Source organism: Allokutzneria oryzae (assembly GCF_042429765.1).
In the GTDB taxonomy this organism is placed as follows: domain Bacteria; phylum Actinomycetota; class Actinomycetes; order Mycobacteriales; family Pseudonocardiaceae; genus Allokutzneria; species Allokutzneria oryzae.
The window spans coordinates 159,498-173,412 of the sequence record NZ_JBHLZU010000018.1; the positions used below are offsets into that span (position 1 = coordinate 159,498).

General features: G+C 70.6%; 14 protein-coding genes. 4 read left to right on the forward strand and 10 right to left on the reverse strand.

The window, feature by feature from the left end:
- Positions 1–147: 147 nt before the first annotated feature.
- On the forward strand, positions 148–1,827 hold the full coding sequence (locus tag ACFFQA_RS19870; RefSeq protein ID WP_377854117.1) for a substrate-binding and VWA domain-containing protein: 1,680 nt from the start codon (positions 148–150) through the stop codon (positions 1,825–1,827).
- Positions 1,828–1,830: 3 nt separating this feature from the next.
- On the opposite strand, the gene hpt is transcribed toward ACFFQA_RS19870, so the two are convergent.
- The 5 genes from hpt to dacB form a co-directional block, all read right to left on the reverse strand.
- Positions 1,831–2,382 (reverse strand): hypoxanthine phosphoribosyltransferase, encoded by a 552-nt coding sequence (hpt, locus tag ACFFQA_RS19875; RefSeq protein WP_377854120.1) that lies wholly within the window; start codon positions 2,380–2,382, stop codon positions 1,831–1,833.
- 19 nt (positions 2,383–2,401) lie between these two features.
- Entirely contained in the window at positions 2,402–3,388 is a 987-nt protein-coding gene (tilS, locus tag ACFFQA_RS19880) for a tRNA lysidine(34) synthetase TilS (protein WP_377854123.1), read from the reverse strand.
- A 146-nt stretch (positions 3,389–3,534) separates the two neighbouring features.
- The gene (locus ACFFQA_RS19885; RefSeq protein ID WP_377854126.1) at positions 3,535–3,960 is read right to left on the reverse strand and encodes a hypothetical protein; all 426 of its coding nucleotides are present in this window, start codon (positions 3,958–3,960) and stop codon (positions 3,535–3,537) included.
- Between the two features lie 339 nt (positions 3,961–4,299).
- Positions 4,300–5,373 carry an Rv3626c family coenzyme F420 biosynthesis-associated protein gene (locus ACFFQA_RS19890; RefSeq protein ID WP_377854129.1) on the reverse strand — a complete coding sequence of 358 codons (1,074 nt, stop codon included), beginning with the start codon at positions 5,371–5,373 and terminating at the stop codon, positions 4,300–4,302.
- 80 nt (positions 5,374–5,453) lie between these two features.
- Complete coding sequence (gene dacB / locus ACFFQA_RS19895) at positions 5,454–7,121, reverse strand: D-alanyl-D-alanine carboxypeptidase/D-alanyl-D-alanine endopeptidase (protein WP_377854131.1); 1,668 nt, start codon at positions 7,119–7,121, stop codon at positions 5,454–5,456.
- Positions 7,122–7,288: 167 nt separating this feature from the next.
- Here dacB and ACFFQA_RS19900 point away from each other — a divergent pair, with 167 nt between their 5' ends.
- On the forward strand, positions 7,289–7,798 hold the full coding sequence (locus tag ACFFQA_RS19900; RefSeq protein ID WP_377854134.1) for an inorganic diphosphatase: 510 nt from the start codon (positions 7,289–7,291) through the stop codon (positions 7,796–7,798).
- A gap of 84 nt (positions 7,799–7,882) precedes the next feature.
- Here the strand turns inward: ACFFQA_RS19900 and ACFFQA_RS19905 are convergent, their stop codons facing one another.
- The 3 genes from ACFFQA_RS19905 to ACFFQA_RS19915 form a co-directional block, all read right to left on the reverse strand.
- Positions 7,883–9,571, reverse strand: a complete 1,689-nt coding sequence (locus ACFFQA_RS19905; RefSeq protein ID WP_377854136.1) for an MDR family MFS transporter — start codon at positions 9,569–9,571, stop codon at positions 7,883–7,885.
- Positions 9,571–10,095, reverse strand: coding sequence for a MarR family winged helix-turn-helix transcriptional regulator (locus ACFFQA_RS19910; protein WP_377854139.1), 525 nt, complete (start codon positions 10,093–10,095; stop codon positions 9,571–9,573). Before ACFFQA_RS19910 ends, ACFFQA_RS19905 begins: the two co-directional genes overlap by 1 nt.
- A 123-nt stretch (positions 10,096–10,218) precedes the next feature.
- Positions 10,219–10,566 carry a MerR family transcriptional regulator gene (locus tag ACFFQA_RS19915; RefSeq protein WP_377854142.1) on the reverse strand — a complete coding sequence of 116 codons (348 nt, stop codon included), beginning with the start codon at positions 10,564–10,566 and terminating at the stop codon, positions 10,219–10,221.
- Between the two features lie 99 nt (positions 10,567–10,665).
- Here ACFFQA_RS19915 and ACFFQA_RS19920 point away from each other — a divergent pair, with 99 nt between their 5' ends.
- The gene (locus ACFFQA_RS19920; RefSeq protein ID WP_377854145.1) at positions 10,666–11,124 is read left to right on the forward strand and encodes a DUF4442 domain-containing protein; all 459 of its coding nucleotides are present in this window, start codon (positions 10,666–10,668) and stop codon (positions 11,122–11,124) included.
- Positions 11,125–11,245: 121 nt separating this feature from the next.
- Complete coding sequence (locus tag ACFFQA_RS19925; protein WP_377854148.1) at positions 11,246–12,214, forward strand: N-acetylmuramoyl-L-alanine amidase; 969 nt, start codon at positions 11,246–11,248, stop codon at positions 12,212–12,214.
- Here ACFFQA_RS19925 and ACFFQA_RS19930 read toward each other — a convergent pair.
- Together ACFFQA_RS19930 and ACFFQA_RS19935 are read right to left on the reverse strand one after the other, a co-directional pair.
- Positions 12,191–12,586: a hypothetical protein gene (locus ACFFQA_RS19930; protein WP_377854151.1), complete on the reverse strand. Its 396-nt coding sequence runs from the start codon at positions 12,584–12,586 to the stop codon at positions 12,191–12,193. The two genes, ACFFQA_RS19925 and ACFFQA_RS19930, sit on opposite strands and share 24 nt — an antisense overlap.
- A 163-nt stretch (positions 12,587–12,749) precedes the next feature.
- A complete protein-coding gene (locus ACFFQA_RS19935; RefSeq protein ID WP_377854154.1) occupies positions 12,750–13,886 on the reverse strand; it encodes a winged helix DNA-binding domain-containing protein in 1,137 nt (378 codons plus the stop codon).
- Between the last annotated feature and the right edge of the window lie 29 nt (positions 13,887–13,915).

The window sequence follows — 13,915 nt, forward strand, 5'->3', positions numbered from 1 at the left end:
GTGAGCAAAGGCGAGGATGCTTCACTCCGGCGAGTGAGGCGTGTCAGTCTCCCTGCGCGCGGCAGTCCGTTGCTCATGCAAAGGACTCACGGACCGAAGCTCCTCCCCCGTTGGAAAGCCACGAAGACCATGCCTGGCAGACATCACATGCCCCGACCGAGCACCCGGCTCAAGCGCGTCGCCCTGCCCCTCGGGGTGCTCCTGGGCGTCACCGCGGCGGCGGCCACCACCATCGTCGCGCTGCGCGGCTGGGACGGCACGTGTTCGGGCGAGCTGCCGGTGAACCTGGCGGTGACGGCGAACATGGAGCGACCGGTGCGCGCGGTCGTCGACGAGTTCCAGGCGGGCAAGCCCGCGGTCGACGGCACCTGCGTGCAGGTCAGGGTCGCGACCAAGGCCGCGTCGGCGGTGGCGAACGACCTGGTCAACGTCATGCCGGGCGGCACGCGCACGCCCAACGTGTGGCTGCCCGACTCCGGGCTGTGGCCCGCGCGCGTGCTCCAGCAGGCGGGCAGCGCCAGCGGGCCCGTGCCGGAGCTGGACATCAGGGGCTCGCTGGCCGGGTCGCCGCTGGTGATCGCCACCAGCATGCCGGTGTCCGACCGGCTCGGCGACGCCTCCGGCTGGCGGAAGATGATCCAGGGCGGCGTGCCCGCGGTGATCGGCGACCCGACCAGCTCCACCGAGGGCCTTGCCACGCTGATGCTGATCCGCTCCCTGCTGGGCAACAGCGACGGCACCCCGCGCCCGGAGCTGGTCGAGACGCTGATGCGGGTCGGTCGCAACTCCCTGCCGTCCATGCGCGACGCCTTCGCCAAGGTCGAGCAGGACCCGCTCACCGCGCCCGCCTTCAGCGCGACCGAGCAGGCGGTGATCGCCTACAACGCGACGGCGGCCAACAAGGTCACCCTGCGCTACGCCGAGGAGGGCACGCTGAACCTGGACCACCCGCTGGTCCGGGTGACCAGCAGGGGTGAGCCGGCGGGGCTGGACCGCGCGGTGGACCTGCTGGAGACCGCGCTGCGCGCCCCGGTGGCGGCGAAGCGGTTCGCCGAGGCCGGGTTCCGCGATCCGCAGGGCGCCGCGTCCTCGGGCTGGCCGGAGGGGCTCGGCGTGCGCGCCGCCGCCGCGAAGCTGCTGCCGACGCCGACCCCCGCCGAGGCCACCGAGGTCCTGCGCACCTTCAGCGCGGCGACGCTGGACGCGCGGATGCTCACCGTCATCGACGTCTCCGGCTCCATGCAGGCCAAGGCGGGCAACGGCCAGACGCGGATGGAGCTGGCGAGGGACGCCGCGCTGACCGCGCTCGGCGTGCTGCCGGACTCCACCCAGCTCGGGTTGTGGATCTTCTCCACCAACCACTCCGGCAGCCAGGACTGGACCCAGCTGGTCTCGCTCGGACCGCTGATGGAGCGGATGAACGGTGGCACCCGCCGGGACGCGTTGAAGGCGGCGGCGGCCACGCTGCCCAACCGGACCAGGGGCGCGACCGGGCTCTACGACACCGCGCTCGCCGCGTGGCGGACCGTGCGCGCCGACCACGACCCGACCAAGGTCAACTCGGTGGTGCTGATCACCGACGGCCGCAACGAGGACCAGCAGGGGCTGGACCTGGCCGGGCTGCTCCAGACGCTGCGCGCGGAGGCGAACCCCGCGCAGCCCGTGCCGATCATCCTCATCGGGCTCGGTCCCGAGGTGGACATGGAGGCGTTGCAGCAGATCGGAACGGCAACGGGCGGCAAGGCCTACGCGGCGCGTGAGGCCCAGGACGTCCGCGGCGTGCTGGTGGACGCCGTCATCCAGCGCCGTTGCCGCCCGAACTGCTGAGCGTCAGCTGGAGTAGACCTTGGGGTCGAGCGTGCCGATGTAGGGCAGGTCGCGGTAGCGCTCGGCGTAGTCAAGGCCGTAGCCGACGACGAACTCGTTGGGGATGTCGAAACCGACGTACTTCACCGGCACGTCCACCTGCACCGCGTCCGGCTTGCGCAGCAGCGTGCACACCTCCAGCGACGCGGGGTTGCGCGACTGGAGGTTCTTCAGCAGCCAGGACAGCGTCAGGCCGGAGTCGATGATGTCCTCGACGATCAGCACGTCGCGGCCCGCGATGTCGCGGTCGAGGTCCTTGAGGATGCGCACGACGCCGGAGGACGAGGTGGCCGAGCCGTAGGAGCTGACGGCCATGAACTCCAGCTGCACCGGCACCGGCAGCGCGCGGGCGAAGTCGGTCATGAACATCACCGCGCCCTTGAGCACGCCGACCAGCAGCAGGTCCGATCCCCTGCCCTCCGGGTAGTCGGCGGCCACCTGCTTCGCCAGCTCAGAGATCTTGTCGTTGATCTGCTGCTCGGTCACGAGGACGGACGAGATGTCGCCGTCGTACAAGGCCGGACTCCCCTGCTAGCTACGGGTTCAGCCGCTCCGCGCCGGAGCCGCCCAGGTCGAGGTGAAGCCTGCCATGCGAGCGCTCTGCCACCAACCCGCCGGGTAGCGCGACACCGCCCTGACCACGCCAGTTCCCCACCAACGCGTCAACAGAGCGCAGGTGCGCGTCGGTGACTTCGGTCACGCCTCCGGCGAGCAGCCACCCGCGCAGCGCCCGCCGCCGCACGGCGGGATGGGCCTGCGCCAGCGTCGCGGCCTCCAGCTCGTGTCCGTCCTCGGCCCGCCGCAGCAGCGCGACGGCGAGCTCGTCGAGCGCCTCGCCGTCCTCGCGCACCTGCGCCGCCGTGCGGGCCAGCGCCTCCGCGACCCCGCCGTGCAGCACGTTCTCCAGCAGCGGCACCACCTCGCGGCGGAGCCGAACCCTGGTGAAGGCCGGATCGAGGTTGTGCGGGTCCTCCCACGGTTCGAGGCCGAGCGCGGCGCACGCTGCCCGCGTCGTGCTCCTGCGCACTCCGAGCAACGGCCGCACCCAGGGCGGGTCCAGCGGGCGCATCCCGGCGATCGACCGCGCCCCGGAACCGCGCCCGAGACCGAGAAGCACGGTTTCTGCCTGGTCATCAAGGGTGTGGCCGAGCAGAACGACGCAGTCGGGACTCGGCCGCGCGTCCAGCAGGGCGGTGTACCGCGCCCGCCGCGCCGCCGCCTCCGGCCCACCTGGACCTTCGACCCGCACGGGGAGCACGCGGGGTCGGGCGCCGAGCGAGGAGAGCTGGGCGGCCGCCTGCTCCGCGATCTCGGCGGAGCCCGCCTGGAGCCTGTGGTCGACGACGAGGCCGTGCACCACGAGGCCCCTGCGCTCCGCGACGTGCGCGGTGGCCGCGGCGAGCGCGAGCGAGTCGGCTCCACCAGAACAGGCGACTGCGACGTGCTCACGCGGCTGGACGAGGTCGAGCAGACGTCGGACGGCGGTGCGCACCGCGGCGACCGCCGGATCGGGGCCGGCCATGGGTCAGGCGACCCGACTCGTCGAGCCGAGCCTGACCGCGACATGCGATCTTCGTGGTGCTGCCGATCCAGCGTTCACTCCGGCGACGCTACCGGCTGGTGCCGCACCCGGTCATCGGCCAACCGAGCCCCGCTGCGCGAAGTGCCTCACCTGTGGATCGTCTTGCACGCGGGCGGGTGGTAGACGCCGTCGTGGAGCGTGACGCACACCTTGTCGTTGTGGGGAAAGTTCTTGTCGATCTTGATCCGATCGCCCCACATGTAGACCGGGAGCGGCGAGTAGCTCTTGTACGTGTACGACTTCGTGTCCTTGTCGATGAGACCGGCTGAGTCGCTGACGGTGAAGCTGCCCCGCATGGTCCTGAAGGGCGCTACCAGAGAGCCCGGCTGAATCCAGTCCACGTGGAGACCGGACCCGTGGATCCTGATGCAGGAACTGTTGGTGTTGCCCTCGTCGACGCACCCGCTGGCGCTCGCGGAGGCGACTGGCCCTCCGGCCACCATGGACAGTGTCGTAAGACCGAGAACCGAGCAGAAGGCGCCGAACGAGCGCATGGACATACGAGTCGTCATGTGTTCCTCACACGGATTGACCACCTGACCGCGAGGACAGGGCCCTTGGCACTTGCGGTCGGTGATGATCACCGTGGGGGAAGGCCGGTCGCAAGGATTTCGGTGACCGCCGTAGCGCCGGCCTGCAAATAGTCCCGATACCCCGACATGGCGCACTCACCCCGCGCCCCCGTGTGTCCGCGTGGACTGGCTGGCGTGGTCGGTGTTTTCGCGTTTTGTAGCCTTATTGCGCGAAAGAGCGCTCTCATTTCGCATCAAGGCTACAAAACGCGAAATGAGGGGGCGCGCGGGTGAGGGCGCCAGGGGTGGTGAGGTGGTGTCACCGCCGTAGCGCCCGGCCTAGCGGACCCGGCGCAGCCAGAGCGACGGGTCGGCGATCTCCGCGCGGGTCGGCAGTGTCTCCGGCGAGGTCCACACCGCGTTGAAGCCGTCCATGCCCACGGCCGCGACGACGTGGTCGACGAAGGCCGAGCCCTGCGCGTACTGCCGCACCTTCGCGTCCACACCGAGCAGCGCGCGCAGCAGCCGGTCGACGTTGCCGCGCGGACCTCGGCGCACGCTGAACCGCGCGCGGATCGTGCTCACGCTGGGCACGACGGACGGGCCGACGGCGTCCATCACGTGCTCCGCGTGTCCTTCGAGCAGCGTGGACAGCGCGATCAACCGATCGAGCACGACGCGCTGCTCCGGGCTCTGCAGCAGTTCGAGCAGCCCGACGCTGTCCTTGTCGTTGTCCTTGTTGGTGCGAGCGGTCTTCAGCGCCTCGGCGAGCCGGGTGAGCACGCTGGCCGTCGACTCGTCCATGATCGAGAGCAGTTCGCCGACCTGCGCGGCGAAGAAGTCGCGCAGCCACGGCACGGCGGTGAACTGGAGCCGGTGGGTGGCCTCGTGCAGGCAGACCCACAGCGCGAAGTCGTCCTCGGGCACGCGCAGCGCGCGCTGCGTCGCCACCACGTTCGGCGCGACCACGAGCAGCCTGCCGCCGGGACCGTCCCCGCCGAACGGGTCGTACTGGCCGAGCACCCGGCCACCGAGGTAGGCGAGCACCATCCCGGCCTGGAACCCGGCGGTGCGCGCGAGCACGTTGCCGCGCAGTCCGGGCGTGGCGCGCGGCAGCGCGTGGTCGGTCAGCGCGGCGAGCCCGGCGGTGGCGGCCCGCACCCACCCGGCGCGGTCGACGACGTCGCCCGGCAGCACCGGCAGGCCGTGGCCGAGACCGGTGAGGTCACGGACGTGCCCCTCGGCCTGGACGGTCTGCTCCCGCATCCGGCGGACGGCCTCGCCGGCCTCCTCCCGCGGAATGGCGGGGCCGGCGCCGATGAAGCGCTGGGCGGTGGCAGAGGCGATCCCCCAGTCGATGGGCCCCTGGCCCTCGACCGGTGGCAGGTCGGGTGCTGCCGATCCGGCGTTCACCTCACCGACGCTACCCGTAGCCATCCCACGCAAGCATCAGCCAACCGGGCCGTCCCCCCGACGTTTCCGGCGGGGCGGGATCAGCGGCAGCCGCACGCCCGCAAGGCCGAGGCCAGCACGTCCAGCGCGGGACGGGCCGCGTTCGCCGGGCCGGCGTTGTTGGCGACGAAGGCGAACGCCAGCAGCTTGCCGTCGCTGTCGGTGACCACTCCGGCGAGGCTGTTGACGCCGTCCAGGGTGCCGGTCTTGGCCCGCACCCAGCCGCGCCCGGACGCCGAGGCCCCCGACGAGCCGTAGCGCTCCGAGAGCGTGCCGCTGCCGCCCGCCACCGGCAGCCCGCTCAGCAGCGGCCGCAGCTTCGCGGTCCGCTCGGCGTGCTGCCCGGACGGCGCGGCCGCGGCGGCGACCAACGAGCCGAGCAGCTTCGGCGGGACCTTGTTCTGGGCGGAGAGACCGCTGCCGTCGACCATCCTGGCGCCGCTGAGGTCGAAGCCGTTGCGGGTCAGCACGTCCGCGACCGCCTTCGCCCCACCGGCGAAGGACATCTCGGCCCCCGACGCCTTCGCCACCTGCCGCGCCATCGCCTCGGCGAGGACGTTGTCCGAGGTCAGCAACAGCGTCTCGACCAGCTGGCGGATCGGCGGCGAGTGCACATCGGCCAGCACCCTCGCGCCCGGCTGCGCGCTGCCGACGGATGCTCCGCCGGAGACGCCGAGGCGCTCGGCGAGCTTGGACGCGGCCGTCTTGGCTGGCGTGGTCGAGCGGGCCGAGTTGTCGTCCGTGGGGTCCTGGCGACCGCCGTCGAGCATCACCGGCTCCATCGGCGCGGCGTAGTCCTGTCCCGCGCCGTCGATGTCCGGAGCCAGCCAGCCCGGCCCCTTGGTGTCCCCGGCGTAGGCGCTGGTGTCCACCAGGACCTTGCGCACCTGCTGGCCGCCCATGGCCGACTTGACCTTGGCGACCAGGTCGTCCAGCTTCGCCGCCCCCGGGTAGAACCCCTTGCTCCCTGCGGACAGCGTCGGGTCACCGCCACCGACGAGCACGACGGTCCCCGGTTCGGGGCCCTCGACGACCTTGGTGGTCAGCGTCGACTGCGGGTCGATCGACAGCAGCGCCGCCGCGGAGGTGACGAGCTTGCCGGTGGACGCGGGCGTCATCGGAGTGGCGGCACCCTTGTCCCACAACACTTCTCCGCTCGCGGGGTCGACCACGGTCCCGCCGAGGGTTCCCAGCACGGACGCGCCGGACGGTCCGGCCAGAGCGTTCTGCACGCCCTGCTTGCTCGGGACGGGGCCCTGCGCGCTGAGCGGCTTGAGCGCGGCCCGCACCTGCGCGGGCGGAGCCGGGGCGGTCGTGGGGTCCTCGACCACGCCACCGAGGCCGACCGCGCGCAGAGCCTGCGGTCCGTAGAACACGCCGCCGACAGCCAGCCCGGCGACCACCACCAGCGCGGTCAGCACCAGCGCCACCCGGCGGCCCGTGCGGCGCTGGGGCGGTGCGTCCGGTGTGTCATCCGTCACGGACTGCTCGGGCTCGGCGGGCGTGCGCGCGGGCACCGTGGGACCCACCGGGAACACCTGGGGCTGCGGCCGTCCGGGCGGCAGCGGGCCGACGCGCATCGGCTGGGCGTGCGCTCGTTGCAGGCGAACCGTCGCCTGGTCGAGGTTGGGGCCGGGTTGAGTCGGCTGCGGCGGCTTCGGCGGCTCCTGCTGCGGGTCCTCGCCGTGTGGCTGTCCAGCGTCGGACACCCGGCCCTCCCGTGCGGCGTCGTGAGCGAAACACAAGCAATGTCACACAGTGGACGTCCCACTCGGATGCGGGTTCGGTGCGACTCTTGGTTCACACTAGACGCGTCTTGACATGGCCGTGCGGCGCAGCCCTCGGTCGCGAGCAACAACAACGAGCGAGGAAGAGCGTGGAGTTCGACGTCACGATCGAGATCCCCAAGGGCGTGCGCAACAAGTACGAGGTGGACCACAAAACCGGTCGCATCCGGCTGGACCGCACCCTGTTCACGGCCACGCAGTACCCGGCTGACTACGGCTTCGTGGACAACACGCTCGGTGAGGACGGCGACCCGCTCGACGCGCTAGTGCTCGTCCAGGAGCCGACGTTCCCCGGCTGCCTGATCCGCGCCCGCGCGATCGGCATGTTCCGGATGACCGACGAGAAGGGCGGCGACGACAAGCTGCTCTGCGTCCCGGCGGACGACCCGCGCACCGAGCACCTGCGCGACATCCACCACCTGAGCGAGTTCTACCGCCTGGAGATCCAGCACTTCTTCGAGGTCTACAAGGACCTGGAGCCCGGCAAGAGCGTCGAGGGCGCGACCTGGGTCGGTCGCACCGAGGCGGAGGCCGAGATCAAGCGCTCCTACCAGCGCCAGCTCGACCACGAGGCCGAGCACGGCGCGCACGAGGCCTGAGCCGCCCGCACACCGCGAAGGGCGCCCCCGGAGTTCCGGGGGCGCCCTTCGTTGTGGTGGGCGGTGCCAGTTCCAGCGCGTGGGTCAGTGCGCGGCGGCGGCGCGGGCCTCGGCGGCCCTTGCCTGCATGCCGGACTGCGTGGACAGCGGCTTCTCCTTGAGGAACCAGATCAGGATGAAGGCGCCGACCATGACCATGGCCCCGGTGAAGAACACCGTGTCCATCGCGCTGGAGAAGCCCTCCAGGAACGGACGTGCCAGCCGCGGGTCCAGGTGGTTGAGGAACGTGGTGTCGTCCAGCGACGGGCCGGCACCGGCCCCGCCGCTGCTCATCATCTCCAGCACCGGCCGGTTGGCCGGGTCGGCGAGCACCGCCGGGTCGGTCAGCGCGGAGCGGAAGTCCGCCGAGCCCGCGGCCACCCGGAAGGAGTCGGCGATCCGGTCGCCGACGACGCCGAACAGCACGGACAGGAAGGCCGCTGCGCCGATGGTGCCGCCCATCTGCCGGAAGAACGTGGCCGACGCGGTCGCGACGCCCATGTCCGACGGCGGCACGTCGTTCTGCACCGCCAGCACCAGGGTCTGCATGCACAGGCCCAGTCCGGCGCCCATCAGCACCATCACCGCGGAGGTCTGCCACAGCGGGGTGTCCACGCCGATGCCGCTCCAGACGAGCATCGCGATGATCATCATGGCGATGCCGATGATCGGGAACGCCTTGTAGCGCCCGGTCCTCGACGTCATCACGCCGCTGATGGCGGAGGCGGACATGATGCCGAAGGTCAGCGGCAGCATGAGCAGACCGGCCTCGGTCGGCGAGGCGCCCTTGACGATCTGCATGTACAGCGGCAGCGAGAGCAGGCCGCCGAACATGCCGATGCCGACGATGAAGTTCAGCGCGTTGCCGACGCTGAACACCGAGCTGCGGAACAGCCGCAGCGGCAGCAGCGCCTCGTCACCCGCGCGCCGCTCGGCGAGGATGAACAGCACGATGCCGACGACCGACAGCGCGATCAGCCCCAGCGAGGCGGCGGAGGTCCAGCCCCACTCCCGGCCCTGCTCCGCGACGACCAGCAGCGGGACCAGGCCGAGCGACAGGGTCGCAGCGCCCAGGTAGTCGACGCGGTGGTCGACGCGGGTGTGCGGGATGTTGAGCACCCGGCTCACCACGACCAGCGCGATCACGCCGACCGGGAGGTTGATCAGGAAGACCCAGCGCCAGCCGTCGATGCCGAGGAAGTCGTTCAGCCCGGCGAAGAAGCCGCCCGCGACCGGGCCCAGCACGCTGGAGGTGCCGAAGACGGCCATGAAGTAGCCCTGGTACCGGCTGCGCTCCCTGGGCGGGACGATGTCCGCCAGGATCGCGAAGGCCAGCGACATCAGGCCACCGGCGCCGAGGCCCTGGACGGCGCGGGCGCCCGCGAGCTCGTACATGTTGGACGAGATGCCGCAGAGCGCGGAGCCGACCAGGAAGATCGAGATCGCCGCCAGGTACATCGGGCGGCGGCCGTAGATGTCGGAGAGCTTGCCGTAGATCGGCGTGGAGATCGTCGCGGTGATCAGGTAGGCGGTGGTCGCCCACGCCTGGATGGTCTGGCCGTGCAACTGGTCGGCGATGGTGCGCATCGCGGCCGAGACGATCGTCTGGTCCAGCGCGGCGAGCAGCATCCCGAGCAGGAGCCCGGAGAGAACGACGAGGACCTGCCGGTGGCTGAGTCCCCCGTCGGCGTCCTCCGCGGGCGCCGCGGCGGCGCGCGTTGCGGATTCGGACATCAGTGCTTCCCCTCTTCCGAGCTCCCCTGCTGGCTGAGCTCGGCGATTGCGATAGGCATGTATTCCTCGTAGTCGGTGGCGAAGCGCCCCAGCAGCTCCGCGAAAAGCCGACGGTCCTGTGCCGACCACCCCTCGACCATCCCCGCGATGGCCTCGTTGCGACGGCGGCGGTGCACTCGAAGCAGCTCGATCCCGGCATCGGTGGCGGCGAGCAGCGTCGCCCGCCCGTCAACGGGATCGGCCCGGCGTTCCACGAGACCGTCCCTGACGAGTTGCGCGACCTGACGGCTGATGGTGGACGGGTCGGAGTGGACCGCGTCGGCGAGCGCGCTCGACCGGGCGGGCCCCTGCGCGACCAACGTGGCCAGCAGGATGAAGGAGGACTTGTCCATCCCCCCGTTCCTGGAGGCGTGGCCCGCGATGCACGCCTGTACCCGGTTGAGCCGCACCAGGGCCATGCCGAGCTGGTCGGCGACCTCCAGGTCGGTCTCGTCCGGAACCGCGTTCCTCACGGATGTGCTCACGTTTCGCCCCGCTTGATTGCATCAGCCAACTAGTTGCTGGGTACAAGCATGCGATGAACCGGTTCTCTTAGCAACTGAAATATGCTGTGGGAGAACTCTCACCCACGCACGGTCACTGCGACGTCACCGTGCGGCGCCGATGACCTGGTCCAACAGCCCCTGGGAGTGCCGGAGCGCCGCGATCTCGCGCTCGATCCGCTTCCGCTCCACCGCGAGGTCGGCGACCAGGCCCGCGCACGGCACGACCCGCCCCTCGTCGATCCGCATGCACGGCAGCATCCGGGCGATCGTCTCGGTGTTGAGCCCCGCGGCGAGCAGTGAACGGATCACGCACACCGTTCGCACGGCCTCGCCGTCGTACTCGCGGTAGCCGTTGCCTTTGCGCACGGGCACCAGCAACCCCTGACGCTCGTAGTAGCGCAGCGAGCGCGGACTGACTCCCGTGCGCTCGGCGAGCTCTCCGATCTGCATCGCGCCCCCTCGGTCTCCGGCGTCAACGGAAGCGGGGTGCGCGGACATTCCCGAAGTGGACCTGGCCAGCACTTGTTACTCGTGAGTAATATTCGCGGCATGAGCGTAGACACCAGCCAGGTCGGCGAGATGATGCGACAGATCGTGCCGTGGGTGCGCACTGCGGGCATCCAGTTCATCGAGGCGGGACCCGAGAAGGTGGTCGTCGAGCTGCCGGACCTGGAGGACAACCGCAACCACGTCGGCGGCCCGCACGCGGCGATGATGTTCGGCGCGGCCGAGACCGCCTCGGGGGCGCTCGTCGCGGCCGCCTTCATCGAGCAGCTGGCCATCTCGACTCCGCTGCCGACCAAGGGCGAGATCACCTACGCCAAGCTCGCGCTCGGCAGGCTGACCGCGACCGCGGTGCTCGGCAGGCCCGCCGCCGAGGCCGTCGCCGAGCTGGAGTCCGGCAGCCGTCCCGACGTCCCGGTCCACGTCACCATCAGCAACGCCGACGGCGTGGAAACCGGGCGGCTCGACATCATCTGGACGCTGAAGCCGCACGCCAAGGGGTAGCCCACCTTTCCGGGCGGACACGCGGAAACGTCATCCGACCGGCCCTATCCCCCGTTTCTCGTCCACCACCAGACTGGATCACGAGCGGACCGCACCGACCAGGTTTCTGGAGGTGATACCCGTGGTCTACGCGCTGACCTGGATGCCAGGAGTCCTGCGCGAAGCAGGTTTGACCGTGGTGGAGATCGGCGGTTGGGAGAACCGGGGGCACGGCAACTTCTCCGACGCCCGGGGCGTGCTCCTGCACCACACCGCCGGTCCCGCCAGCGGAAACTTCCCGTCCCAGGGCGTGCTCGTCAACGGCCGCCCCGGTCTGGCGGGCCCGCTGTGCAACCTGGGCCTCGGCCGGGACGGCACCTGGTTCGTCGTCGCGGCCGGCCTCGCGTACCACGCGGGTGCCGGCTCGGTGTCGTGGTGCGGAAGGGACAACGGGAACAACCACCTGATCGGCGTCGAGGCGGAGTCGACCGGACGGGGCGACTGGACCCCCGCCCAGGTGGAGTCGTACCCGCGCGGCGTCGCGGCGCTGCTCGGCCACCTGGGACTGGGGCCCGAGCGCGCGCTGGCACACAAGGAATGGGCCCCCGGCCGCAAGATCGACCCCGCCGGCTGGCCCGGCGACATGGGCGGCTTCCGGGGCTCCGTCGGGGAATGGATGGAGGGTGGCATGCCAAGCGCAGAGGAGATCGCCACGGCGGTGTGGAGCCACATCCTGGAGAACCCCCAGGATCCCAACATGAAGCACGCGGCTTGGGTGTGGCTGACATGGACCAACGTGGCGTCCTGGCGAGCGGCGGACACCCTGCCGCAGCTGCCGGCGGCGGTGTGGAACCAGGTGCTGGACAACCCGGAGGACCCGAACATCAAGCACGCGGCCTGGGTGTGGCTGACCTACGCCAACCTCGCGGCGTGGAAGGCGGCGGGCGAGCCCAACAAGCTCACGGAGATCAGCGACCCGGACATCAACAAGAGGCTGGCGGGCGCGGCCGTGGACACCGTGCGGCAGCGGCGGGCGGACCTCAGCGACGAGCAGCTCGCGGCGGTGCTCCAGGCGGCACAGGAAGAGCTAGAGCGCCGCAAGGCCGCCTGACACGATCGGCGTGCCGATCCGAACGGCGTCGGCGAACTCGCGGCCGGTGTGCCACGGCGCGCGGATGGCCAGCACCGTGCCGGCGGCGTTGATGGTGACCGTCGCGGTCACGCCGAGCCAGCCGCTGGCCACGACGCTGGAGATCTGCGGGTAGAACACGGAGATCGACCAGCCCTCGCGGCTCACCGCGACCATCCGCCTCGTGGTGGCCGCGAGCAGGACGGCGCCGACGCCGGGCAGCAGTCCCGCGGTCACGGCGCGGACGCGCTCGTCCCTGGCCAGCATGACTTCCAGGGAATGGGCGAGGGGGCCGTGCCGCGACCGCATCCGGCGGGACATGACGGACAGCGGCTCCGCGAGGTCTGAACGCATGCCGGGAGTGTTCGCCGTCACACTTTTGGCGGCTATCGACCAGACGGGTGCTTTACCGGTCATGAAGCCGAGCAGCAATCCTGCTCTCGGGTGTACGGACCGGACTTTCAAGCACACAGCGCGACAACGGCTCCCCCACCTTGTGGTCCACCGGAGTGGTGACCTATCCGCCGACCACGACGTGATGCCCCTTGGCCTCGGGATGCGAGAAACGCGCCAACCGCTCGCCCTCCGCAACCAACGCCTTCCGCACCTTCGCCGACAGCTTGCCGAACGGCCGAAGCGTCAGCGTGGCCTCACGCCGCTTGACCTCGCTGCTCCACAAGCCGGCAACCAACCCGTCCACCAGGAACGTGGGCAGTACCCGCAGGTTCGCCTTCATGTACACGGCGGCCTTGTGCTCGTCGGGCAGAATCCGCTGCCGTCGCTTCGCCTCGTACGCAAGCAAAACACTGTCGAAAGGAGCCAGAAATCGCACTGGCGCAACGGTTTCCGCATCCGGACGCGGCGAGTCGGGAAGGTCGTAGAGCGTCCGCCCGGCCTCATCGGTGAACCGCAGCAGATCTCCTTGTTTCTCAAGGACTTTTCGCACGGGCGGCACCTTCCACCCCATCCAGTACGCGACGTCCTCAACGGTGACCGGACCGAAAGCCCTTACATGGCAACGGACAACCACGCTCAGAGCCTCCTCGGCGCCCGGCCCCTCCCCCGGCGGACACGGCGCGGCTCGAAACGCCTCCGGCGCCTTGCCGCCCCACTCGCCGTTCGCGGGCCACCGCATGAAGTCGCTCGTCGCACGGAACGGCCGCCACTTGCGTTCCCGTTGGAACTGCGCCTCCTCCTCCGCGACGACACCGGGGTTCGCGGCCAACCAGTCCTCAATGAACAGACACGTCTCATCGACCGTGCGCGTGACGCCGAGGGTGTACTCGCGCAGTGCCGCGCGAAGCTCCGCCGCCCGTGGAGAACTCTCGGACTTGGTGCGCTGCCACGTGTTCAGACCACCGGCGTCGACAACCATCGAGTATTCCGGCTGTTCCCGCGCGCTCACCGCATGCAGCGTCCCGCGCAGGAACTGCCCGGCAACAAGCTCCTGCCCCTCGAAGGCGCGGTGGAGATCCTCGGTGCTGAAGTCGTGCAGCCGCGACCACAGGGCAACCGGTAGAGCGCCCCACTGTTGGGCTTGCAGTGCGCCGACGGCCTCGACGACGTCGGTCAGTGGCGCGTTCCACCGGTCGAGCAACCCCTGCCTGGCCAGAAGCGCACGATTCTGTTCGACCAGTGACAGCCGTTCACCCATGATGGAGAAGCTAGCCCTGACCACCGACA